Origin of the sequence: Mycetohabitans sp. B8 (assembly GCF_021991875.1) — a bacterium.
In the GTDB taxonomy this organism is placed as follows: domain Bacteria; phylum Pseudomonadota; class Gammaproteobacteria; order Burkholderiales; family Burkholderiaceae; genus Mycetohabitans.
The window spans coordinates 169951-192643 of record NZ_JAHLKR010000001.1 but is presented as its reverse complement, the minus strand read 5'-3'; the positions used below and the strand labels follow the sequence as shown (position 1 = coordinate 192643).

20 protein-coding genes and 2 pseudogenes are annotated in these 22693 nt (G+C 60.4%); 5 read left to right on the top strand and 17 right to left on the bottom strand.

Annotated features, from left to right (window positions below; all coding sequences use genetic code 11):
* Positions 1 to 15: 15 nt before the first annotated feature.
* The 8 genes and pseudogenes from KQH60_RS00820 to KQH60_RS00785 form a co-directional block, all read right to left on the bottom strand.
* On the bottom strand, positions 16 to 1005 hold the full coding sequence (locus tag KQH60_RS00820; RefSeq protein WP_237574646.1) for an SLC13 family permease: 990 nt from the start codon (positions 1003 to 1005) through the stop codon (positions 16 to 18).
* Positions 1002 to 1889: a ParB/RepB/Spo0J family partition protein gene (locus KQH60_RS00815; protein WP_237574645.1), complete on the bottom strand. Its 888-nt coding sequence runs from the start codon at positions 1887 to 1889 to the stop codon at positions 1002 to 1004. Before KQH60_RS00815 ends, KQH60_RS00820 begins: the two co-directional genes overlap by 4 nt.
* 69 nt (positions 1890 to 1958) lie before the next feature.
* A complete protein-coding gene (locus KQH60_RS00810) occupies positions 1959 to 2729 on the bottom strand; it encodes a ParA family protein (RefSeq protein ID WP_041753959.1) in 771 nt (256 codons plus the stop codon).
* A 68-nt stretch (positions 2730 to 2797) separates the two neighbouring features.
* The gene (gene rsmG, locus KQH60_RS00805; RefSeq protein ID WP_237574643.1) at positions 2798 to 3475 is read right to left on the bottom strand and encodes a 16S rRNA (guanine(527)-N(7))-methyltransferase RsmG; all 678 of its coding nucleotides are present in this window, start codon (positions 3473 to 3475) and stop codon (positions 2798 to 2800) included.
* A gap of 29 nt (positions 3476 to 3504) precedes the next feature.
* Positions 3505 to 5514, bottom strand: coding sequence for a tRNA uridine-5-carboxymethylaminomethyl(34) synthesis enzyme MnmG (gene mnmG / locus KQH60_RS00800; RefSeq protein WP_237574642.1), 2010 nt, complete (start codon positions 5512 to 5514; stop codon positions 3505 to 3507).
* 146 nt (positions 5515 to 5660) lie between these two features.
* A pseudogene (locus KQH60_RS00795) lies at positions 5661 to 6393 on the bottom strand (ATP-binding cassette domain-containing protein).
* 973 nt (positions 6394 to 7366) lie between these two features.
* Positions 7367 to 7633, bottom strand: a complete 267-nt coding sequence (locus KQH60_RS00790; protein WP_237574641.1) for a hypothetical protein — start codon at positions 7631 to 7633, stop codon at positions 7367 to 7369.
* A 122-nt stretch (positions 7634 to 7755) separates the two neighbouring features.
* The gene (locus KQH60_RS00785) at positions 7756 to 8631 is read right to left on the bottom strand and encodes a helix-turn-helix domain-containing protein (RefSeq protein WP_237574640.1); all 876 of its coding nucleotides are present in this window, start codon (positions 8629 to 8631) and stop codon (positions 7756 to 7758) included.
* A 271-nt stretch (positions 8632 to 8902) separates the two neighbouring features.
* Between KQH60_RS00785 and KQH60_RS00780 the strand changes: the two genes are divergently transcribed.
* Both KQH60_RS00780 and KQH60_RS00775 read left to right on the top strand, forming a co-directional pair.
* The gene (locus tag KQH60_RS00780) at positions 8903 to 9430 is read left to right on the top strand and encodes a class IV adenylate cyclase (RefSeq protein WP_237574638.1); all 528 of its coding nucleotides are present in this window, start codon (positions 8903 to 8905) and stop codon (positions 9428 to 9430) included.
* Positions 9427 to 9723, top strand: coding sequence for a 4a-hydroxytetrahydrobiopterin dehydratase (locus tag KQH60_RS00775; RefSeq protein ID WP_237574637.1), 297 nt, complete (start codon positions 9427 to 9429; stop codon positions 9721 to 9723). Before KQH60_RS00780 ends, KQH60_RS00775 begins: the two co-directional genes overlap by 4 nt.
* A gap of 37 nt (positions 9724 to 9760) precedes the next feature.
* On the opposite strand, the gene KQH60_RS00770 is transcribed toward KQH60_RS00775, so the two are convergent.
* Positions 9761 to 9982 (bottom strand): DUF3717 domain-containing protein, encoded by a 222-nt coding sequence (locus KQH60_RS00770; protein ID WP_237574636.1) that lies wholly within the window; start codon positions 9980 to 9982, stop codon positions 9761 to 9763.
* Positions 9983 to 10057: 75 nt separating this feature from the next.
* Here KQH60_RS00770 and KQH60_RS00765 point away from each other — a divergent pair, with 75 nt between their 5' ends.
* Both KQH60_RS00765 and KQH60_RS00760 read left to right on the top strand, forming a co-directional pair.
* The gene (locus KQH60_RS00765) at positions 10058 to 10744 is read left to right on the top strand and encodes a response regulator transcription factor (RefSeq protein ID WP_237574634.1); all 687 of its coding nucleotides are present in this window, start codon (positions 10058 to 10060) and stop codon (positions 10742 to 10744) included.
* Entirely contained in the window at positions 10741 to 12291 is a 1551-nt protein-coding gene (locus tag KQH60_RS00760) for a sensor histidine kinase (protein ID WP_237574633.1), read from the top strand. Before KQH60_RS00765 ends, KQH60_RS00760 begins: the two co-directional genes overlap by 4 nt.
* Before the next feature lie 54 nt (positions 12292 to 12345).
* On the opposite strand, the gene KQH60_RS00755 is transcribed toward KQH60_RS00760, so the two are convergent.
* From KQH60_RS00755 to mnmC, 6 genes are all read right to left on the bottom strand, one after another.
* Complete coding sequence (locus tag KQH60_RS00755; RefSeq protein WP_237574632.1) at positions 12346 to 12921, bottom strand: SET domain-containing protein; 576 nt, start codon at positions 12919 to 12921, stop codon at positions 12346 to 12348.
* 505 nt (positions 12922 to 13426) lie between these two features.
* On the bottom strand, positions 13427 to 14071 hold the full coding sequence (locus tag KQH60_RS00750) for a MarR family winged helix-turn-helix transcriptional regulator (protein WP_237574686.1): 645 nt from the start codon (positions 14069 to 14071) through the stop codon (positions 13427 to 13429).
* 685 nt (positions 14072 to 14756) lie between these two features.
* Positions 14757 to 15872, bottom strand: a complete 1116-nt coding sequence (locus KQH60_RS00745) for a YbdK family carboxylate-amine ligase (protein WP_237574631.1) — start codon at positions 15870 to 15872, stop codon at positions 14757 to 14759.
* Positions 15873 to 15948: 76 nt separating this feature from the next.
* Entirely contained in the window at positions 15949 to 17151 is a 1203-nt protein-coding gene (locus KQH60_RS00740) for a cation:proton antiporter (RefSeq protein ID WP_237574630.1), read from the bottom strand.
* Between the two features lie 383 nt (positions 17152 to 17534).
* Positions 17535 to 17948 carry a MarR family transcriptional regulator gene (locus KQH60_RS14950; protein WP_368669305.1) on the bottom strand — a complete coding sequence of 138 codons (414 nt, stop codon included), beginning with the start codon at positions 17946 to 17948 and terminating at the stop codon, positions 17535 to 17537.
* A gap of 475 nt (positions 17949 to 18423) precedes the next feature.
* Positions 18424 to 20412: a bifunctional tRNA (5-methylaminomethyl-2-thiouridine)(34)-methyltransferase MnmD/FAD-dependent 5-carboxymethylaminomethyl-2-thiouridine(34) oxidoreductase MnmC gene (gene mnmC, locus KQH60_RS00735; protein WP_237574629.1), complete on the bottom strand. Its 1989-nt coding sequence runs from the start codon at positions 20410 to 20412 to the stop codon at positions 18424 to 18426.
* Between the two features lie 345 nt (positions 20413 to 20757).
* Between mnmC and KQH60_RS00730 the strand changes: the two genes are divergently transcribed.
* Positions 20758 to 21036: an HU family DNA-binding protein gene (locus KQH60_RS00730; protein ID WP_004195781.1), complete on the top strand. Its 279-nt coding sequence runs from the start codon at positions 20758 to 20760 to the stop codon at positions 21034 to 21036.
* 101 nt (positions 21037 to 21137) lie between these two features.
* Here KQH60_RS00730 and KQH60_RS00725 read toward each other — a convergent pair.
* Positions 21138 to 21884: pseudogene (locus KQH60_RS00725) on the bottom strand (GTP-binding protein).
* 47 nt (positions 21885 to 21931) lie between these two features.
* Positions 21932 to 22381, bottom strand: a complete 450-nt coding sequence (locus KQH60_RS00720; RefSeq protein ID WP_237574628.1) for a lytic transglycosylase domain-containing protein — start codon at positions 22379 to 22381, stop codon at positions 21932 to 21934.
* Between the last annotated feature and the right edge of the window lie 312 nt (positions 22382 to 22693).

Sequence of the window (22693 nt, the reverse complement as noted above, 5' to 3'; positions counted from 1 at the left end):
TGGTGCGCGCCTGTATTACAACAACGCTTTGCCCATCAGCAACGCAAGCGCGTAAAACGGCAGCGACATCGCGTGAAAGCACCACCAGCTGCCATGCGAGCCGACCAGGCGCATCGCAATGAGGTTCGCCAGCGAACCGATCGCGATGCCAAAGCCGCCAACGCTGACGCCGAATGCGAGCGCGCGCCAATCCCGCGAGAACTCGGCGAGCATGATCGCAGCTGGCACATTGCTGATGAACTGTGACACCAGTGCGCCGGCAAAGTAAGCCGGCCCAGGCCGCGCGAGATCAGCGCCCGCCAGTAGCCGGTGCACGATCGGCAGCGACGCGGCACTGCGCAGCACAACGAACATCAGCACGAAGATCAGCAGCAACAGCCAGTCGATGCGCATCACGATGTCGCGCCGCCACGCACCCAAGCTCAGTGCCACCAACGCCAGTCCGATCCCGGCATGATGTGCGTCGGCCAGCGCCACGAAGCAGACGAACAAGGCCGCGGCGGCGCAGAATAATGGCCGCTCGAGCGTGCCCGGCAATGGCACGAGCGCATGCAACGACAGCATCAGGGGCACGATCACAAATAACGCAACGTCATTGGTGAACAGCGTCGACAAGCCGGCGGCAAGCAGCACGAGCCATAATGCGAGGCCACGCTCACTATGGATGCGACGCACTAGGCGATGCGACGCCCATGTCAGAAATCCTGAATATTCGACCGCTTTGGTTAGCATCAGCAGACCGGCCAGCGTCATCACGGTTTGCCAGTCGACCCGGGCCGGCATGGTGCGCCAGGGTTGTGGGTGAATGCACTGCAATAGCACGAACGCCGTGATCAGCGTCGCCAGTATGGGCTCCTTAGCAAACCCGCGGCGCACCGCCACGATGACGCGACGGATCCGACAATATGCAACGCCCACGCCGCGTGGCACAGTGTCGGGCTGCACGAAACCGGCACCTTGCTCACGTTGCACGGAGCGCGACGGCTCTTCATGAGGCGGCATCACGCAGTCGCGTCGCGACGCAAGCGAGCCAGAATGCCATCCAATGCATCGAGGCTGCCAAAGTCGATCGTCAGCTGCCCACGGCCGCGTCGGCCCATTTTAATCCTGACCGTGGCCGCGACCAGATCGGACACCTCCTCTTCGAGCCGCATGATGTCACGGCTGCGCTCTTGGCTCGCCCGTTTGGCCGATGGCGGTGTCTCCTTGGCAATGGCCGCAACCAGCTTCTCCGTTTCACGGACCGACAATCGGCGGTTGACCACCTGGTTCGCCAACGTGATTTGGATCGCACTATCTACTGCCAATAGTGCCCGAGCATGTCCCATGTCGAGATCGCCCGCCAGCAGCATGGTCTGAACCGGCTGTGCCAGATTGAGCAGTCGCAGCAGGTTCGACACCGCGCTACGTGAGCGTCCGAGCGATTCGGCCGCTTGCTCGTGCGTGAACTTGAATTCGTCGAGCAGCCGCTGGATGCCCTGCGCCTCTTCGAGCGGGTTCAGATCCTCGCGCTGGATATTTTCAATCAGCGCCATCGCGGCCGCCGCTTCGTCCGCGACCTGCTTGACTAGCACCGGCACCTCGTCGAGGCCGGCGAGCCGTGCCGCGCGAAAGCGCCGCTCCCCGGCAATGATCTCGTAGCGCTGCGCCGCCACCGGTCGCACCAGAATCGGCTGCATCAACCCCTGCGCGCGGATGCTCGCAGCGAGCTCCTGTAATGCGCCTTCGTCCATCCGCGTGCGCGGCTGGTATTTGCCAGGTTGCAGCCGATCCAGCGGCAGCACGCTCGGCGAGCCCTGCTGCTTGACGGCCTCGGTAATGTCGGCACTGCCTCCGAGCAGTGCATCAAGGCCCCGACCCAATCCCTTCTTCTTGACTGCTGCGTTCATCATCGTCCCTCGCGACGCGGCTCCGCCGCGACGCCTGTTTCACCCGACCGGTCCCTGCGCAAACAGGCCCTATAGCGCACGCACGCGCTCAATCATTTCCGCACCGAATTGCAGGTATGCCTGCGCGCCCCGTGACGCGCCATCGAATACGATACCCGGCATCCCATAGCTGGGCGCCTCGGCCAACCGAACATTGCGCGGTATCACCGCATTGAATACCTTGTCGCCAAAATGCTGCTTCAATTGGTCTGATACCTGCTGTTGCAGCGTGATGCGTGGATCGAACATGACCCGCAGCAGGCCGATCACGGTCAACTCGCGATTCAGGTTCGCGTGAATCTGCTTGATGGTATTGACCAAGTCGGACAATCCCTCGAGCGCGAAGTACTCGCACTGCATCGGGATGATCACACCATGTGCTGCGCACAAACCATTGAGGGTCAGCAACGATAGTGCCGGCGGGCAGTCGATCAGCACGAAGTCGTAAGCATCAGCGACCTTGGCTAGCGCGTCCTTGAGCCGTCGCTCGCGTTGCGGCGCGCTCACGAGTTCGACTTCGGCGCCCGCAAGCTCACGATTCGCCGGTAACACGTCGTATCCCGATGTCGGCGCGCGGGTGCAGGCATCGGCGATCGCCACGCCATCGACCAACACCTCATAGACAGTGTTAGCGCAATTGGCCTTGTCCACGCCACTGCCCATCGTCGCGTTGCCTTGCGGATCGAGATCGATCAGCAATACGCGCTGTCCCTGCATCACCAGGCTCGCGGCGAGGTTAACCGACGTCGTGGTCTTGCCAACTCCGCCCTTCTGGTTCGCGATACAAAAGATTTTGGCCACGGCTTGCTGGCCGGCGGGACTTGTCGGGTTCACCACGCGCGACTCAGCCAGGGTGTTGTCAGCATCGCTCATTTAGGCTCCACGGCTATTTCAACAAGATGACGCTCGGCATCGAGCGACGGAACAGTCAGACGGATGACCTGGCGCACCGTCGCGCCAGCCGGCAACCGGGCGATCTCCTCATCCGGACGAACGCCCTTCATGGCCCACAACGCGCCGCCTGGCGTGAGCAAATGCCGAGCGAGCGTAACAAAATCGGCCAGCTCCGCGAACGCGCGCGATACGATCGCATTGAATCGACTCGGTACGTCAGTCTCGGCACGCAACGTCTGCACGCGGCCGGTCACGATAGACAGGTTCGGCAAGCGCAAGCATCCCTTGGCTTGCTGCTGAAATGCAGTTTTCTTGTGCACGATATCGTTGGTCACTACGCCGCAGAACGGCATAGCGAGCGCGATCACAATCCCTGGCAGACCACCGCCCGAACCGACATCGAGCAATGACGCTGGCGAACGGGATGCAATATGCGGCACGATCGCCAGTGAATCGAGCAGGTGCTGGATCACCATTTGACGCGGATCGCGGATCGCCGTCAGATTGTAGACAGCATTCCATTTCGCCAGCAAACCGACATAGTCCAACAATCCCCCGATCTGTTCGTCTGACAGCGGAACGCCCAACTCGTTGGCACCACCACGCAATAATCGCTCAAGCTCGGGCCGTTGCGCCGTAAAGTCTTCAGGCATGCTTCGAACTACCCCACTCCCGGTACGGATCATTGCGCAGTAGACCGAGTGGAGGAAGCACCCATTGTGGCATCGACGGCTTCCGATTCAGTGAGAGGGGTATTCGCCGCCACCGCGCTTTTTTTCAGTGTCGAGCGACCTAGGCCTTTCTTTAGATGAACCATTAACAGCGAAATAGCCGCGGGTGTCACGCCGGAAATCCGTGAGGCTTGGCCGATGGTTTCAGGACGATGCTGATTGAGCTTTTGGCGGACCTCGAACGACAACCCGCGGACCTGCGCGTAATCCAAGTCCGCCGGCAACAGGGTACTCTCATGCGCTTCGTTCCGCTCGATTTCGCCTGTTTGTCGCTCGATATAGCCTTGATACTTAATCCCGATCTCGATCTGGTACTTGACCTGCTCGAGTAGCCCCGGATCGTCGATCAATACATCGGGCGGCGCATAGCGGCTGGCCTGCAGTGCCATCAAGTCGTCATAGCTAATTCCGGGACGGCGTAACAGATCCGCCAAGCTGTATTCGTGGTCGATCGGCTTGCCCAGCAACGCAACCGCGTCCTCCTCCGGCAACGTCTTAGGATTGACCCATATCGACTTCAAACGCGCTGTTTCACGTGAAACAGCCTCGCGTTTACGTGAGAATGTGTCCCATCGCACGTCGTCGACGACACCCAATTCCCGGCCGATTTCCGTCAGCCGCATGTCGGCGTTGTCTTCGCGCAGGCTCAACCGGTATTCAGCCCGGCTGGTGAACATCCGGTAAGGCTCAGATACACCTCGCGTCACCAGATCGTCGACGAGCACACCCAAGTACGCCTGGTCGCGACGGGGCACCCATGCATCGCGCTGTTGCACAAAGCGCCCCGCGTTAATGCCCGCCAGTAGTCCTTGAGCAGCGGCTTCTTCATACCCGGTCGTTCCGTTGATTTGCCCGGCAAAAAACAATCCTGCGATCGCCTTCGTCTCCAGCGATGCCTTCAGTGCCCGTGGATCGAAATAATCATATTCGATTGCATAGCCCGGCCGCAGGATATGGGCGTGCTCGAGACCTTTCATCGAGCGAATCAGGCTCAGTTGCACGTCGAACGGCAAGCTAGTCGAGACACCATTCGGATAGAACTCGTTCGTCGTCAGTCCTTCCGGCTCCAAAAAAATCTGATGGGAGTCTTTAGTGGCGAATCGATGAATCTTGTCCTCGATCGAGGGGCAATAGCGGGGGCCTACGCCTTCGATCACGCCAGTGTACATCGGTGAGCGATCCAGGCCACTACGGATGATCTCGTGCGTCCGCGCGTTCGTATGCGTCACCCAGCACGGCACTTGCCGCGGATGCTGGTCGACACGCCCCAGGAACGAGAATACCGGGATGGGGTCCAGATCACCCGGCTGCTCTTCCAGCTTCGAAAAATCGATGGATCGGCCATCAATTCGGGGTGGCGTGCCGGTCTTCAATCGTCCCTGTGGCAGCTTCAGTTCCCTTAGGCGCGCTGATAGCGACACCGCAGCCGGATCGCCAGCGCGTCCACCCGTATAGTTGTTCAGGCCGACATGGATCTTGCCGTCTAGGAACGTGCCTGCGGTCAAGACAACCGCACGAGACCGGAAGCGAATGCCGACCTGCGTGACAGCGCCTGCTACGCGGTCGCCTTCGATGATCAGGTCGTCAACGGATTGCTGGAACAACCACAGGTTCGGTTGGTTTTCCAAACGGCATCGAATCGCCGCCTTGTACAAGATACGGTCGGCTTGCGCGCGAGTCGCTCGAACGGCAGGACCTTTGGACGAATTGAGGATACGGAATTGAATTCCGGCTTCATCGGTGGCAGCCGCCATTGCCCCACCCAAAGCATCGACCTCCTTGACCAGGTGTCCTTTACCAATGCCGCCAATCGACGGGTTGCAACTCATCTGGCCAAGCGTCTCGATGTTATGTGTCAGCAGCAACGTCTTAGCGCCCATCCGGGCGGAAGCCAGTGCGGCTTCGGTGCCGGCATGTCCGCCGCCTACCACGATGACATCAAATTCGGTGGGGTAAAGCATGATGATGACGCGCCGAGCAACCGTGCGCGCCCCTGCAAAAGAGATAAGGGAATCAGTGAATTATAGCGGCTCAGCCACATAGGTGAATTGACTGCACGACCTACGTGTGAAAAAAGCGTCGTGTTTCACGTGAAACAACTGCGGGATCATCGCCGCGCCGACACTAGCCGCGAGGTCGGCCGTGATGAAACGCTACGCCGCAGCCTTCTTGGTAAGGTGTCGATCACGTTCGGATTCGCCGTAAGCAATGCCACGGGGCCTGCTAGCATCCAGTCACCAGTCTCGATCACATAGCCATAATTAAACGTCTGCAACGCGGCGCGCGCGTGCTGCTCAATCCATAACGTCGCCACGCTGGTGCTGCGCAAGTCCCCGATGACATGCAGGATTTCCTTCGTGGTCAGCGGCGCCCATCCCAGGCCCGGCTCGTCGAGCATCAGCAGATCGGGCTTGACCATCAACGCGTGGCCCACTGCCAACGTTGGTTGCTCACCGCCGGACAGCGTGCCCGCGGCCTGCTTGCACCTCTCCTTGAGCCGGGGGAACAAGCTAAAAACAACTTCATCTGATCCAGTTAGTGGCGCGCTCCGGCACGCTTGCGTCGATAGGGAACAAGTAACCGGTTATTCCCGACCGTCATCGACGCACACAACTCGCGCTTTCCGGCACCAGACACATGCCACATGCAGCACGGTGCTCCACCTCAATGCTGCTGACGTGTTCGCCAGATAGCGGACCGAGCTCTGGGCGTGGCCCGCGCAACAAACTCATGATAGCGTTCAGCAACATGGACTTGCCCGCGCCGTTCGGCCCGATGACCGGGTCGATCTGCCCCGCGCCCACCTTAATGTGCGCATCGCCCAGAACGACGAATAGGATTCGAGCCGCCCAATCAGTAACCAACAAGCTACGGCAAGCGGGTAACTGACCAGCCCGCCGATGATCGGGGCCGTCTATTTATTGAACCCACTCATATTATTCCGGAAAACCACGCGTAGTTTCCTTGACACTCAGCAGGCGAATGGCCATGTTGAGCGCGCATTGCATCATCCATCGATGACGCAAAAAAGACGGCGAATCGGCGCGCGCCTTTCGTCTTTAAGCCGGACAGATATCACGCTCTCCTCCATTTCGTGATTCTCCATACGCCCGCTGCATCACTACCGCATCATACGCAATGATCGGACGTACACCGATCTTGCCCGTACGTGGCTGTCGCGCATCGGACAATCGAATTGGCTCATGTCAGGCTTGCTATTCCCGACCGGTCATATAATTTTGCATAGCGAGTGTAACGACGCGCCTGCGGTGAGCGCGACCGTGACGACGGGTGTGGCCGCCGGCGCAGGGTGGCGCAGCCTGATTATGATCGCAACAGTCATCGTGATGGTGGCCGTGCCCAGCACACGCAACAGTCACACCGCGTGACACGGCCACGTGAATCGTGGCTGGCATACGATCGACGACAACGCAATTGTTTGATAAATATTAATCGACACCACAAATAAAAAGCGCTGTTGGACACTTCTCCAACAGCGCTTTCGTTTTTGGGCGCTTTGCGCCACTTGTCTCCTCGTTCTCCACTTGTAAATTGGGTGCGTCGAACGGTTTGAGATTAAACAATCGCCCGCCCTGCAACAACTAGCATTTACCCTAGTGGTGCATGACACTCACAATTAGCGCCTTCCTATTGCATCGCCGCGATGCGCTACACCGCTATTGCAGCCGCCACGCACGATGCAGTCACGCAGACACCGCGCGATGCTTACAGCCCCCATTGCCACGGCGCCGCTGAATGCCCTGCCCTATTATTCGGGCTCCATATAATATACAGAATCCCATTCTATCCGCCTCACACACGCAACGGCTTCACCTTGGCGACGATCCCCTCCACCACGCCACGCCTGAATAAAAGCACGCAGACGATAAGGAGGATACCCGTGATGAGGGTGACTGATTCGCCCCTCTTGCAGGTCCTCACGGGATGAAAAATCGTCGTGCCGATCTTCCCCGCTGCGGCACAGAACGCTTGCTGCGCCCGATAGGCGGCACCCGTCATGATTGCTTCCGGCTGATAGCAGGCCAACGTAGGCGAGGCGACGATATCGCGCGTCAGCAAAAGCGCGTGGCCACGACCCGCCGGTCATCAGCGGTGGACGGCCCCGATTTTGTCGTTGATAGCGGCTAGAACCTGATACCCGTGCAGCAGGACGTCATTTATCTGCATCGCATCCCACGGGACTAGCTAGACAATCCCGTCTTGAGCCGCCGCGCCAACTCCACCGCTAACCAGTTCATGCGCGCAGGCTTTTCAAAGGGTTTCACGTCGTATTGCTGGATCACGCGCGCCACCTCATCCTCGTTCGCCTCGCCTGTCACGAGCTTGCCCGTGAGCAGCAAAATGGGCGCGTCGCCGTGATGCGACTGACGGATCGACTGGATAATCTGTTCGGCCGTGCTGCTCTCCAGTAGCCAGTCAACAATGAATCCGTCGAACACATTTTCGCCAAGCGCCGCGCGGAACGTGGCCTCCGTGTTGTACGGCCGCGCAATATAGCCACGGGAATGGAAATACGAGCACATCTCCGCGGTCAATAACGGATCGTCGTCGAGTATCGCAATGACCGGGTTCACCTCGGGCGCGCCACGCGAGCGTATCAGAATCTGGTCCACCACGAAATACTCGCCCCGGGGCGCCGCTTCGACCGGAAACACCTCCCATCGATTGCTGTCCTTGAGCGCAACGAACTCCAGCCCCGACACATCATGCGCCCTCTCCCCAATATCGGCTAGGCAACGATAGACGGCCTCGCCAACATAAAACACCGCTTTTTGCATCTTCGCGGTCAGTGCGCCAACCGGCTCGCTCGAGTCCAGACCATCGAGCAGCATCGCGGCAGATTCGCCATACGCTTGCGCTACAGCCTTGACCTGCGTAATAGTCCACGGATTGGCGCCCTTCATTTTCCGATGAGCCTGCGAATAACTCAGCCCGAGGATGCGCTGAATCTCCGCCGCGTGCTGACGTTTGCCTACACCGTGTCGGTTCAGCAAATCATGAATTCGTATGGCAATCGCCAGCGACTCTTCTGAAACCTTGTCTTCGCTTGAATACATTTCATGTCTGGATTGTCTGCTCCGCCCTCATCCGGATGCCCGGATGCCCGGATCTGCCGAGAGCCGGCTCACCCGCACGCAGCTTGGCGTGCCCGCCCCTACAATGATGTAGCCGTACTCGCCGGCGCCGCCATGAGCCAGCGATTGCTGCCGTGCTGCGACTGGTCGAACAACAATGGGCACAAGATACGATGATACGCTAAGCTGCATGAGCAGCCGCGCGGCAGACGCCGTTCGGTCATTTACCGCCCCTATCGTCGTGGAGAGATCAATGGCACGCAATATCGAGATCAAAGCCCGAATTCCGAACATCGACGCGTTACGCGAGCGCGCGGCGGCGCTCGCCAACGGTGATGCCCCGCTAGTGTACCGCCAGCAGGATCACTTCTACGATGTGCCGCGTGGCAGGCTGAAACTACGGCAGTTCGAGGATGGCACGCCAGCCGAGTTGATCTTCTACCAGCGCGATGACCGCGATGGCCCAAAGGTGTCGTTCTACCAGCGCTGTCCGGTCGCGAATCCGCACGCCACGCATGCGCTACTGGCCGCGGCACTGGGCACGCGCGGCATCGTCACGAAGGAGCGCACCGTCTATCTGGCCGGCCGCACCCGGATTCACCTGGATCGCGTCGACGGACTGGGGGATTTCATCGAGCTCGAAGTCGTGCTCGCGCAGGATGACGAGGAGGCAGATGGCGAGGCGGAAGCACTCGATATCTTCGGCAAGTTGGGTGTATCCGACACCGACCTCGTGCCGCATGCCTATGTTGATCTGCTGCAGGAACAAGTGACGACATGATCCAAAAACTCAGCACCAACGAGCGCTCAAAGCTCGGCTCGACATTGCCCGCATGGCAGCCGGTCGAGGGCCGTGACGCGATTCGGCGCCAGTTGCAGTTCGCCGACTTCAACGCGGCGTTCGGCTTCATGACCCGTGTGGCGATTAAGGCACAGGAAATGAACCATCACCCGGAATGGTCCAATGTCTACAATCGGGTCGAAATCACGCTGGCCACGCACGAGGCAGGCGGCCTCACCACGCGCGACGTCGAGTTGGCCTGCTTCATCGATTTGATCGCCGGCGCGTCATAGGGTTGAAAGCTCACGCGGGCGCTGCCTTTCACGAATGTCAGCGCCCGTTCAACCGTATGTAAGCCTGCCACGCATCGCGCGCCACGGGGTCTAGCGCGTCCTCCGGAATGGCGTGCTGACGCGTTACAATCAAAAGCGCATAAGGTTTCGATAGCGCGCTCGCCTCGTTGCCCAGGCGCAATTCATCACCGGTGGACGGCGAACGAGCACGCCAGTAGTTGATTGCAGCTTCCAGCTCGTAAATCGAGATATTGGACATCACGGGCCCTTGTGCAAAACGCGGGGCCTTATCGCCCCAGCAGGCGGTCCAACCTATTGTACTTGAGCGACTTCCATGCGACTCCTCCTGATTGAAGATGACCGCCCCATCGCACGGGGTATTCAAAGCAGCCTAGAGCAGGCAGGCTTCACGGTGGACATGGTCCACGATGGCATTTTCGCGGAACAGGCCTTGACGCAAAACCGGCATGAACTCGTGATCCTCGACCTGGGTTTGCCGGGCATCGACGGCATGACGTTGCTAGCGCGATTCAGGCAGACGAATCGCCATACGCCGGTCATCGTGCTAACCGCCCGCGACGAATTGAACGATCGCGTGCAGGGCTTGAACAGCGGCGCCGACGACTACATGATCAAACCGTTTGAGCCAGCCGAACTCGAAGCCCGGATCCGCGCGGTCATGCGCCGCAGCGGGTCGCATGGCGACATGCCGCGCCCGGAGGTGAGCCTTGGCGGACTGCGGCTATCCGGCGTCGATCGGCGCATCTTCAACGACGACAAGCCGCTCGAGTTGTCGCCGCGCGAGTTCGCGGTGCTCGAGATGCTGCTGTTGCGCCACGGACGCGTGGTCAGCAAGGCGCAGTTGCAGGACCACCTAACGCACTTTGGCGGCGACCTCGGCGACACGGCGATCGAAGTCTATGTGCACCGCGTACGCAAGAAGCTCGAGCATTGCCGCGTTGAAATTGTGACCGTGCGCGGCTTCGGCTACCTGCTTCAGGAAATCCACCAGAATTCATGACCAACGCGAAGAGTCTGCGTCGCTCGCTGCTGCGCAAGCTGGCGGCGCCGTTGTCGATGCTGGCATTGATGAGCGGACTCATTGCGTACTGGCTCGCGTGGGAATACACGGAGCGGGTCGTGGACCGTTCGATGGTCGATCTGGCCAGCGCAATTGGACGGCAGGTCGAGTTGTCCGGGCCGGACGCGCCGCGGACCGTGCCGCCGCTCACGCATGCAATGTTTTCTGATCCGGCGCAGCAGTTGATCTACCGTGTGAGCCGCGGCAACCAGCTAATCGCCGGTGACCCGGCTTTGCCGCTGCACGGCACGCGGGTGCGCCATATGCACTACGCGTACGTGTTCGATGCCCACTACGGCGACAGCGTGGTACGGGTGGCCCAGGTACGGGTCGAACAGGTGAACAGCGATGCAATCATCATCGAGGTGGGCCAGCATGTCACACACGGCTACCAGATCGCCGCTGAATTCCTCGTCGCGATCATGATGCCGCTGCTGATTTTGCTGTTCGCCGGCTGGGTAATCGTATGGCGCGTAGTCAATCAGCAGTTGAATCCGCTTACCGACCTGGCTGACTCGCTAAACCGCCAGACGCACCGATCGCTGGAGCCCGTGGATGAAACGCACGTGCCACTGGAAATCCGCCCGTTGACCAGTGCGCTAAACGCGTTACTCGATCGGTTGAAAGCAGCGCTGGACGCACAGCGCAAATTCATTGCCGATGCCGCGCACCAATTGCGCACGCCGTTGACCGCTGTCAAGCTGCATGCCGAACAGGCCAGCGTGGCCAAGGACAACACGACGTTGCGGCTTGCGCTACACGAGCTGCGCACCTCGGCGGACCGCGCAGTGCGCCTATCTAACCAATTGTTATCGTTGGCCCGTGCAGAACCGGAGGAGCAAAACGCGCGATTCGTCGACATCGATCTGACCGAACTCGCGTTCGACACGGGCGCGGAATGGGTGCCCCGTGCGCTGGCCGCGCAGCTGGATCTGGGCTTTCACTACAATCCACCACCGGACGGCAAACCACTGATCGTGCGGGGCAATCCAGTGCTGCTGCGCGAGGTCATCGGCAACTTGATCGATAACGCGCTCAAATATGTCCCACCGGCGCGGCCCAGCGGCGGCGGCATCGTCACGGTCACGGTCGGCCGTGTCGACGCCCCGCTCCACGATGCCGGATTGGCCGACGATCGCGCGAGCGCGGCCGTTGAACCAGCCGCTCGCTTCCCCGGAGCCCGGCCGCCCGCCGACCTGCGCCGCTGGGCGGAAGTGGTTGTCGAAGATAACGGCCCCGGTGTGCCGAAGGCGCTGCATGCCGACCTATTCAAGCGCTTTTTCCGCGGCGACGCGCAGACCGGCAGCGAAGGACCGACGGGCGCGGGCCTGGGGCTGGCCATCATACGGGACATCATCGCGCTGCACGGCGGCTCGGTACACTATGAAGATGCGCCAGGCGGCGGATCGCGATTCATCGTACGTCTGCCGCTGCCCTCGTTGCACAAGCCTGGACACGATGACGCGCCACCGACGCCGGCCCACTGAGCTCCAGTGTGGCCTATGAATGCCACCCGGGCCCGCGGCGGGCCCGGGCCGCGCTCAACGCTTTTTCTTCGCTGAGGCCGAATTGCGGTGCTGGCGGCTGCCGTTACGCAGCTTCGCGCCGCCGCTGGTGGCAAGCGGCTTCTCGCTAGTAGCACGCGGTTTTCTGCCGCCGCTGGACACCGGCGACGATGATGCGAGCATCGTGCCACGGCACTTTTTCGCGCCACACCGGCATTCATATTCCTTCTTCAGCTTCTTAGTCAGTCGTGCGTCGATGACCAGCCCGTAGTCGTAGAATAACTCCTCATCCGGCTCGATCGCGCGAATCGCATGGATGAATACGCGCCCGTCGATCTCTTGCGCTTCGCAGTTCGGCGCACACGAATGATTGATCCAGCGCGCACTGTTGCCCTCGACCTTGCCATCGATCACTGTGCCGTCATCCAGCGCGAAATAAAATGTATGGTTTGGCTGCTCGGGATCGTGCGGATGGCGACGCAGCGCTTCCTTCCAGGAAATGCGCTCTCCTTTGTATTCGATCAACTGTTCGCCCGACGCAATCCTGCGGGTCGCGAACACGCCTTTTCCATGCACTCCAGAGCGACGCACGGCGATCCTGCGTGAACTCATCGAATTGTCCTTCCCGAAGAATCAACTGTGAAACTTTGCATCGTACACGCACCCCATTACGCTGTTCAACGCGGGCACGCATCGAATGCATCGCGGATCGCACCGACGAGCCGTGCCGCGCATGTCCCACAGTCCGAGTTCCGCCAGCGTGATGCGGCCAACCGGTTTCACTGCCCTCGCCTTGAGGCTCAGCATGCCGGCCCCGCGCAGCGCTCATTGGCCCAGATGGATCATGTACCCGTCCGTGGCCCAGCCCTGCGACGTCGAGACCGGCACATCGGCGAGATAAAACGATCCGGTTCGCGAGCGAGCATCACGTCGCGCAGCCGGAACGGTGAAAGAAAAACGCTCACCGCGGCACGATTCCAGGTAGTGGCACCCTGCACACGAGCATGGTATGGGGGAACGCTGCTACCGGACGCGCGCCGACGGCAATGCGCTGCACGTCCGGCCCTCGCCACGCCTGATGCCAGACGCTGCCGCCACGACGTTGCAACGCCCGTGCTTAGGCGGCTTGCGAGAAGATCTTCCAGGTTCTCTTCTGTGTGGGTACGTCGGCTTCTTCGAAGACCGAACAATCGAGCCGCAGATCTGTGTCACTCATCGACAGATCGAGCAACTCGCACCGGTGGGGTGTCTTCTTCGGGGACTTGCTCGGCACAAAATGAGTACATGACACACACATCCGGTGACGCGGAATATGATCTTTCTCCTGCATCTGCCAAATCATCTTCAACAACGAGCGATAGAAGTGCGATTGCTCCTCCGCGCGCAGCACACCGAGCGCATGCCCGATGAAGTCGGGCCATTGCAACGCTTTTTTGGCAGCCGTCTTGCCGCGCGCGCTCAGGCGCACCGCGAGCGCCCGCCCATCGTCTAGCGCGCGGCGTTTCTCGACCAAGCCTTTGCTCTCCAGGGTACTGACCGCATCGCTGGTGGTGGCCGGTGTCAATGCCGTCTCACGCGCGATCTCGCCCAAACGCATCGGTCCCTTGCGCTGCATCAGCAACACCAGGATTTCTCCCTGGGTCGGCGTCAGGCCCGCGCCTTCTGCCCAGCCCCAGGCCTGACTGCGCATTGCCGTACTCAGCCGCAGCAACCCATGGGTAATTCGACCGGTTACCCTATCGCCGTAGACCCCTTCGCTCATAGTCGTGTTTTGCAATCCATCCAAGATAAGTATAAAGACGGGAGACCGCAGCGATGCACTGCCGCTCCCTCCGTCCGGTTCACTACCGGCGCCGCGCTGCCGTGCGCCAAAACGCCGACAATGAAAGTTCGTACCACGATGTTCCGGTGGCCACGTTACCGGGTCGGCGTGTCCATTCTATGCGAGCCTGGAGAATAGGTCATGTCGCGATCAGACATAAACTGTGGATAATCCAGCAAAAAAACGGCGTTGTTTGCGATGCATCCATTCTGAACAAGTGTCCAACGGTAGCGGCAAGCTCACATCTGTTCATCACGATCCACCGTGGCAACACCGCAATTCCTATTGTTATTATTTTCGTAACGCATTGATATACTAGTGTTTTCTTCGGTTTTTCACGCTGTTGGCACGCTCTAGTTAACTATTATTACCGTTGTATACGAAATTTCTGATAGTCCTGGTGAGGATGTCGAATCGAGTTCACTACAGGATTGAGCGCATACATTTCCAACGTTTACCAAGCTTTCCGCACGCCTACATATAATGGCGGACAACGATAAATCGCCGGAGTTCCGTGGGGCTATTCGTTATTCAGTAAGTTGATCCGGGCGCGGCCACCACGCGCCATAAGGACGGGATTGCGAAACAATTGCCAGCACAGCAATAACGACAACGCGGCGATGTATCAGCCCCGCCAGCGCAGCGTCTGCTGCCGCACCACTTCGGGCAGCGACTGTTCCTGGCTGAAGACATTGCGCAGCCATGTCGCATCATTCTCGCCGCTTCGTGCGATTCGCTCAATGTCGGTCAGCGCGTCGATCGAGCCCAGCGCGCGCGCATGCGGCTCTAGTGCGGCAAGCGTTGCCAGGATATCTTCACCGATCGTGCGCCGCTCACGGGTCTGTGGATTGACAAGCACACCGGAAAGTCCAAAACGGCATGCCTCGAAACGGTTGAACGTATAGACGAGATAGTCGTCCTCGGACAGTGTCAGCGGCCGGTCGAGCAGCAAGTAACGCGCGAGCGCTTGGATGTACGACGCAATCGCCGCAGCCCGGTCAATTGACAGCGGCGTATCCATCACGCGCACCTCAATGGTGCCGTAGCCGGGCTTCGGCCGGATATCCCAGTAGAAGTCCTTCATACTGTTCACTACGCCGGTGCTGACCATTTTTGAGAAATACGTCTCGAAACCTTCCCAGGTCAGTTCGTACGGCGCGCGGCCCGAGAGCGGAAAGGCAAATACCGAATTTAGCCGCGCCGAATGAAATCCCGTGTCCACACCCTGCACGTACGGTGACGACGCTGATAACGCAATGAAATGCGGAATGTACCGCGACATCGAATGCAGGAGGAACAATGCACTGTCCGCGTCCGGGCAGCCGACATGCACGTGCTGACCGAACACGGTGAATTGCTTGGCCAGATAGCCGTACAGTTCCGATAAGTACTGGAACCGCGGCATGTCGAAAATCTGCCGCTCGTTCCATTGCTGGAAGGCATGGGTGCCGCCGCCGCATAGCCCGACATTGAGTTGGTCGGCCGCGGAAACCAGCATGTCACGGATCACACAAAGCTCGTCCAGGGCCTGTGCATGGGAGCGACAAATGCCGGTCGACAGTTCAATCATGCTTTCGGTGATCTCGGGCGTGACCGCGCCCGGTGTCTTTTGGCCCTTGATCAGCCGCATCAGGTCGGATGCGGCCTTGGTCAGGTCATAGTCGTGCGTATTGACGACCTGGATCTCCAACTCGACGCCGAACGTGAACGGTTCCGAATTGATGAAGGGTTCGAGTGCCATGATCAACGCCTTTGGATACTTCAATTATGCTTGTTCCATACCTGGCCGCAGCCGCATGTCGCGGTTGCGCCGATCGTCACTGACGCCGTTCGCCCGCGCGCGCCAGTCCCCAATACACGAGCAGTGGCGCAGCCAGTTGCAGCGTGACAATCGAGCACATCAACACGGCTCGGAACGCGGGGTCGAAGTCAGGATACAACGCATAGGTGTCATCCATCAGCAAGTACGCGAGCGCGGACATCGGCGCAAGTGACACGCCCAGCGCAGTGCCTTGACGCAGGTCGATACCGCTGGGCTTGGCAAATGCCAGCACACCTACCAGCTTGGCGACAAAGCGCGCGACGATCAACACCAGTGCGGCCAACCCACCCATCGCAATCTGCGACCATTGGAAGCTGAGCAACGTCAACACAAACAGGATCACGGTCAGCAGCCAGCCGGCGCTGCCGAAATGCTCGGGCCATAGCTGTGGGCGCTCGTCCAGGTTCTTAAAGATGATCCCCGCCGCGAGCAAGGCCAAGACCGTCGACAGCTTGAATAAATGCGCGATGGCGATCGCCAGCAGCACGAGACCGAAAACCGCGACAAACGAATGCTCGTCTTGCAAGCCGATGCGCCGGTACAGGAAATTACAACTGCGCGCGAGCCCGTAGGCCAGCACCGACGAGCCGACGATCAAGTAGATCGGCTGCACAATCGTGGCGAACGCGTTGCCGTAATATTCCTGGTGCAGCCAGCCAGACACTAGCTTCACTAATACGACAGCGTACATGCTGTTCAGTGCTGCAAGGGTCAGCAAGCGCTGCGTGACCTGCCCCTGCGCACGCAGTTCGGTCTTTAACTGGATGACCATCGCAGGCGAAGTCGCGATTGCGATCGCCGCTAGCACGGTTGCCTCGACGACCGGCATCTTCAAGGACAGCAACGCGCCAAGCACCGCGATGAACGTCAACGCGCCCTCGGCCAGACTCGATACGATCAGCCACGGATTCTTGCGCAACCAGCGCAAGTCGACGCGGCTGCCGAGCTCAAACAACAACAGACCGAGTGCCACATCCATCAACAAGCGGGTCGAAAAACCCAATGTCGCATCAATCGCATGCGCACCGGCGCCCGAAGCCACCAGGCCGATGATCGCATAGCCGGTAATGCGCGGTAAGCGAAACGCTCGCCAACAGGCTTCACCGCACAATCCGGCAATCAGCAAAACGAGTCCGGCATAGAAAACCGCGTCGGGAACCAGCGGCCAGCTCGGAAAAAAAGAAAACGCCGACTTCATCGTGATGCCTTCTCCTGTCAAGTATCCAGTGTTTCTGCAAAGTATTTGCCTAGGGGACAGTCGTTGCGCACCACCGGCGCTTAAGGCTGGCTCATTATCTACGATCGTCGCCGGTTCGCATGTGGCCGCTAGGCGGCACGCGTGGCGATACCATCCCGTGCGGACACCGCATCGAAACACCGCGGCGTGAAGAAAGTGTGCTGCCTGGTATGGCCGTTCGGGCACATTCCGCCACGGTGTCAACTGCTTCGACTGGCGGGCGTGACCGCCGTTGCACCACGGATCGTTATAGCTATGCGTCCCGCACGATGCCGGACAAGCCGGATTGGCTGCCCGGGCAAACACGAGCAGAGTAGAAAGTGCCTGATTTTGCCACAGCCCGGCTATCCCGACGCAACGTTGCGGACCCTAAATGAAATTAGCCAGTCTGAGCCGGTAAAAACAGCGCGATCTTCACTGGCGAGGCATGAGCGATAGGTCATTTCGACCGATAGATACCTTGCGCGATGCGATTCGAGGCATTTGACGCAAGTGCGCTCGTTCCCGGACAGCCGCGCGATGCATTGACGCCTGTCTTGTCCACTCGGCTTTCGCGTAATCAAACCACGCTTCTCCAGTCGCTTGAGCACATCGGCCATCATCGTGCAGTCGATGCCCAACCCTGCACAACGATACCTGGCGCATGCCGGGGATGCCTGCCACAGCTGGGCTGGCAAACGGTGCTGTAAGAATGCAAAGGCAAATTGCTTATAGCGCCCAAAAGGCAGCGAATAGTGAATTGAGTTACGTTGGCGCATAAGAGAACCTGGCTGTTGCCAAAGTGTCGTGTGGACAGAGATGGGTTTCTCGAGTGCCCCGGTGTGTGCGTCTGGTTCAGTCATCTACGCTGGAATATTGGGTTGTGGTCGTTGAAATTGACGGTTTTCACATAGCGTGCGTTTGCCTAGCCCAGCATAACCGGGCGTTGGAGTGTTGGTTTTAATGTTTACCGTATATGTAAACGTAGTAGAAGTTAACAAGGTGGTGCTCTATCTGTGGATAACCTAAGTTAACGCCTTGTAAACATCCACTTGCCATACTGAGAAGTCGCCGGAAAAAATGTGTGATGCGCGATGCTTTCGCCGAACAACTTTCTTGACGCAAGATCACGGTCAGCAGTTACCCAGAATAGGTCCACATGCCGTGCGTTGTTAACTCACGCAGTTATCCACAGCACAAGGTGGATAACCGGCGAACGAGCATTAGGCCACCGCGCTGTGCCACCGTGTCGCTCTAGCGCTGTGCCATGGCGCGCAGTGCGCGTAGTAGGTAACGCGCCGGATCCAATGCATCGGCCAGGTCCCGCTCCAGTGGCCAAGGCTCGCCGTTGATTTGGCTGGCGAGCAATTCGCCGCCTATCGCCGCCCACACGAGTCCTCGTGAACCATAGGCGAATGCGCCGTACAGGCCTGGGTGTCGTTGCAGGTCCGGGAGCCGTGCGCCGCACTGGGAGGCGCCGGCCGCCATCGGATTCGCTTCGTTCACCAGCGGACCGACCATGGGCAGCCGGTCACTGACCACGCAGCGTAGGCCCACCCGCCCCTGTATCCTGGTCCAGTCGACTGACGGCGCGATTCCCGGTATTAGCGCGCGCAGGCGGGCGAGATTCTCGTCATGTGACGCGCGCCGCTCGTCCAAACCGGCGTCGTCCATGTCGTAGCTCGCGCCGGTCATCAGGCGGCCGCCATCCAATGCCAGGGCGTAGCCATCGCCGATTACAGGTACGCGAAGCGAAGCCGGCGTGGCGTGTGGCAATATCGTCAATTGCCCACGAGCCGAGCGCACCGGCGCGTGTGCCATATGGCCCAGACGGACCGCGTCGTGCGCGTTGGCGATGACCACGACGGGCGCCGTGGCGATTCGCCCGCCTGCTGCATCGAGCGCATGCCAGTGTCCCGCGTCACGAACGAGTTGTTCAACACGCACGCCGAACAGCGTGCGCCACGCCAGGCTTTGGCCGTTCGCGGCGAGTGTGATGTGTGCCGAGGCCAATTGGGCGCGGCACAGTGACGGCGGCGCGATCCACCCGCCACGTGGGAACCAGACGCCACCGCGTTCGAGCGTGACGCCAGCGTGGGCGCTGGCCACATCGCGGTCCACCGCGACGGCGAATCCAGCCGGCAGTCCGGCTGCGGCGATGGCGTCGCGCAATGCCGCGGCGTCGACGTCGTCTTGCGCGAGTTGCAGCAGCCCGCCGGCGTGCCAGTGCAGCACATGGCCGGCGTCGGCCAATGCCTGCCAGGCCCGCAGCGCATACAGGAAGCCCGCGCTCGAGAGCCGCGTGGCGGGTGTCGTTGCGCGCGCGATCATCGGATGGAACACGCCCGCCGGGTTACCTGAAGCTTCACTTGCCGGCGCATCGCGTTGTTCCAGTAGCGTGATCGCCCAGCCGCGCGCAGCCAGCCGCTCGGCTACCGCGCAGCCGGCCAGCCCCGCACCGACCACGATCGCATGGCGGTGCGTCCAGGCAGCGCGCGGCGGCGGTTCATGTCGTCGGACCCGGTAGGCCGGTGCGAATTCGCCGACCAGCATGTCGCGCTTGGTGCCGTAGCCCCGCGCCTTACGGTGCACGAAACCGGCGCCGGTGAGCGCAGCCTTGACCTTGCCGGCCGACGTATAAGTGGCGAATGTGGCGCCTACTTCGGCCATCCTGGCCAGCGCCTTGAAGATCGCGGGCGACCATAGCGCGTCGTTCTTGGCCGGCGAGAAGCCGTCGAGATAGAACGCATCGGCGCGCACGGCCAGCTTGGGCAGCATTTGCGCTGCATCACCCAGTGCCAGTGTCAATGTGACGCGTCCGTCATCGAACGCCAGCCGATGAATGCCGGGCGTGAGCATGGGCCAGGCGCGCACCAGCTTGCGCGCAAGGCCTGCAAGTTCATCATGCGAATCGAGCAGGCGCGTAAGGAGCGTGTCAAGATCGTCGTGGTTGAACGGATGTTTTTCGACGGAAACGAAATGCAGCCGATCGCATCGCGAGGGGTCGCCGCGCCACTGCGACCATGTGACGAGGAAGTTCAAGCCGACACCGAAGCCGGTCTCCACGATCGAAAACACCGCCTTGTGTCGCCAATTGGCGGGCAGCCGGTTTCCTGCGACGAACACGTGCAGCGCCTGGCCGATGCCTCCCATCGCGCTATGGTAGATGTCATCGAACAGCGGTGAATAAGGGGTGCCGTCCTCGCGCAACGCCAACTGCGCGGCAATGAGTGGACCCGTCATCGAGCTCGAACGTTGGCAAAAACCAACGCTGGCCAGGTTTTTATCGGGATGGGAGCGAACATCGCATTCCTTTTCGGCACAAACTGCACACAGCGCGTGAAAGAGCAGGTAAATTCTGCAGAACCCTTGTCAACAAAGGGTTTGCCGTGGTTATCATATCAAGTGCCGTCCACGCACGTGGGAGTATGTCAGTCTGGGCCGGGAGGCAGCAACGCTGATGTCCCATCGCCGCAGGGGGTGCGGGGAACGCTTGCAGCAAGATCGCGGGGCTCGACGCCATGGCGCGCGCACGTATAATCGGCGCGTTTGTGGCGTTCGTAATCAACCAACTTTAAAAGGATACGTATGAACAAACAGGAACTGATCGACGCGGTCGCCGCGCAGACCGGCGCCAGCAAGGCGCAAACCGGCGAGACGCTCGACACGCTGCTCGAAGTCATTAAGAAGGCCGTGTCTAAGGGCGACAGCGTCCAGTTGATCGGCTTCGGCAGCTTTGGCTCGGGCAAGCGCGCGGCGCGCACCGGCCGTAACCCGAAGACCGGTGAGACGATCAAGATTCCCGCTGCAAAGACAGTTAAGTTCACGGCCGGCAAGGCGTTCAAGGACGCCGTCAACAAGCGTTAACCGCTACGCTGGCAGGCGTGCCGCCCGCCGCTCGCGAGCGGGTGCACTTTCCCCGCGCCACGCCCAGCGAGCACGCCGGGCGTGGCGCGCGGCACCGTGGTTCACATTGACTGGCTGGCGAACGCCGGCAACCCGGGTGTGTTCCCGGGCGGATCATCGACATCGCTGACGTGATCAAACGTTTCGCTCCATTGCGGAAACGGGTCGGCGAATTCTTGCCATGCCGACGGATCGGTGCCCTGTTGTCTTGCTTGCCATTGCGCATCGGTTAGCACGCACGCGTCGAGCCGTGCTTGCCACGCATCGCGATCTAGATGCGCGCCGATCAGCACGAGTTCCTGGCGACGATCACCGATCGTCGGGTCACTCCAATCCCCATGCCAGTCCGCTTCCAACTCCGACAGGAACGCGTCGTCTCGCGGCCACGTGTCGCGCGGCTGGGCAGCCCACCATGCCCCGGCCGGTCCGTGCCGGCCTGAGACAGCGTGCCGGCAAGGTCGTTGCGGGGAGCAAGCCAGAAAAAACCCTTGCCGCGCAGCACGCCGCGCCAGGCAGTCTCGTCGTGCAGCAGGTCCCAGAACCGTTGCGGATGAAACGGCCGGCGCGACCGATACACCCCATTGCTGATGCCGAATGCGTCGGCCTCGCCGGGATCATCGTGGTGCAGCGACGCGAGCCAGCCTGGTGCGCTCGCCGCGTACCCGTTGCGCATCGATATTGACTGATGCGACATCGTTGACGATGACGGCCACGCGTAAGCCGGTGCGGTTCGCGAGGATATGATTGAGCAGTGTAGTCTTGCCGGCGCCAAGAAAACCACAGAGCACGGTAACAGGGAGGGGGCGCAAGTCATCGCCGTATTCTACGCCTGCCGCCGCCGCTCGCGCTGCTCAACTCAGCGCTGCGCGAGTAGGTTCCACTTGTTCAGGATCGCCATAATCTGCTTGGCGTACTTGTCGCGCAGCGCCGGTGTTTCGGAATGGTAAGAGCCGACCGCCTGCCAGGTATTGCCGTACTTGTCCATTTGGCGCCGCAAGTGCCAGGCGGCGATATAGACGGCCTTGCATGGTTCCATGAGCGTCTGGTGCGAGATGCCATACGACGCGAGCTTGGGCAGGTGGATCGAGTTGATCTGCATCAGGCCATAGTCGATCGAGCCGTTCGCGTTCTTATGCAGGGCATCAGGCCGGTTGTGCGACTCCTGCCACGCGATCGCGCGCAGGATCAGTGGATTCACGTGATGATAGGCAGCCGCGTTGTCGAAGCAGTCCGCATGCGCGCGCGGCGACGTCAGCGCGAGCACGCTGGCGGCAAAGGCGATCGAGGTGACGGATCTCAGGTTCATCGTTTCGGACAGGAGCAGTTTCAAGGCGGCACCCAGCGTGTACAATGTGCGGCGACCCCGGCGCGGTACGGGCCAGCACGCGCACCTTCGTGCCACTTCGTCGCTCATGGTAGCGCATCGGGATGCCTGGTTTGAAGCATGGCTTCGCGCCGGCACGCGTCACTGCGCGGTGCGCCGCCGAGTTGCGCCGCGCGTGGCCCATCATCTGGCACGATAGGCAGCAGAACTAGGCGTTTGCCCACAGAAGCGGCAGGCACAATAGTCTGCCGCCGGCATTTTTGCCATTGTGACGCATGCGTGTACAGTAAGGAT

Bases quoted from the DNA above. Each gene is read 5' to 3' on its own strand.
- KQH60_RS00760 (WP_237574633.1), top strand. From the start codon at position 10,741: ATGACCAACGCGAAGAGTCTGCGTCGCTCGCTGCTGCGCAAGCTGGCG.
- KQH60_RS00765 (WP_237574634.1), top strand. From the start codon at position 10,058: ATGCGACTCCTCCTGATTGAAGATGACCGCCCCATCGCACGGGGTATT.
- KQH60_RS00775 (WP_237574637.1), top strand. From the start codon at position 9,427: ATGATCCAAAAACTCAGCACCAACGAGCGCTCAAAGCTCGGCTCGACA.
- KQH60_RS00815 (WP_237574645.1), bottom strand. From the start codon at position 1,889: ATGAACGCAGCAGTCAAGAAGAAGGGATTGGGTCGGGGCCTTGATGCA.
- mnmC (WP_237574629.1), bottom strand. From the start codon at position 20,412: ATGACGGGTCCACTCATTGCCGCGCAGTTGGCGTTGCGCGAGGACGGC.
- KQH60_RS00720 (WP_237574628.1), bottom strand. From the start codon at position 22,381: ATGAACCTGAGATCCGTCACCTCGATCGCCTTTGCCGCCAGCGTGCTC.
- KQH60_RS00750 (WP_237574686.1), bottom strand. From the start codon at position 14,071: ATGAGCGAAGGGGTCTACGGCGATAGGGTAACCGGTCGAATTACCCAT.
- mnmG (WP_237574642.1), bottom strand. From the start codon at position 5,514: ATGCTTTACCCCACCGAATTTGATGTCATCGTGGTAGGCGGCGGACAT.
- KQH60_RS00780 (WP_237574638.1), top strand. From the start codon at position 8,903: ATGGCACGCAATATCGAGATCAAAGCCCGAATTCCGAACATCGACGCG.
- KQH60_RS00730 (WP_004195781.1), top strand. From the start codon at position 20,758: ATGAACAAACAGGAACTGATCGACGCGGTCGCCGCGCAGACCGGCGCC.
- KQH60_RS00785 (WP_237574640.1), bottom strand. From the start codon at position 8,631: ATGTATTCAAGCGAAGACAAGGTTTCAGAAGAGTCGCTGGCGATTGCC.
- KQH60_RS14950 (WP_368669305.1), bottom strand. From the start codon at position 17,948: ATGCGCCAACGTAACTCAATTCACTATTCGCTGCCTTTTGGGCGCTAT.
- KQH60_RS00745 (WP_237574631.1), bottom strand. From the start codon at position 15,872: ATGGCACTCGAACCCTTCATCAATTCGGAACCGTTCACGTTCGGCGTC.
- rsmG (WP_237574643.1), bottom strand. From the start codon at position 3,475: ATGCCTGAAGACTTTACGGCGCAACGGCCCGAGCTTGAGCGATTATTG.
- KQH60_RS00740 (WP_237574630.1), bottom strand. From the start codon at position 17,151: ATGAAGTCGGCGTTTTCTTTTTTTCCGAGCTGGCCGCTGGTTCCCGAC.
- KQH60_RS00755 (WP_237574632.1), bottom strand. From the start codon at position 12,921: ATGAGTTCACGCAGGATCGCCGTGCGTCGCTCTGGAGTGCATGGAAAA.
- KQH60_RS00770 (WP_237574636.1), bottom strand. From the start codon at position 9,982: ATGTCCAATATCTCGATTTACGAGCTGGAAGCTGCAATCAACTACTGG.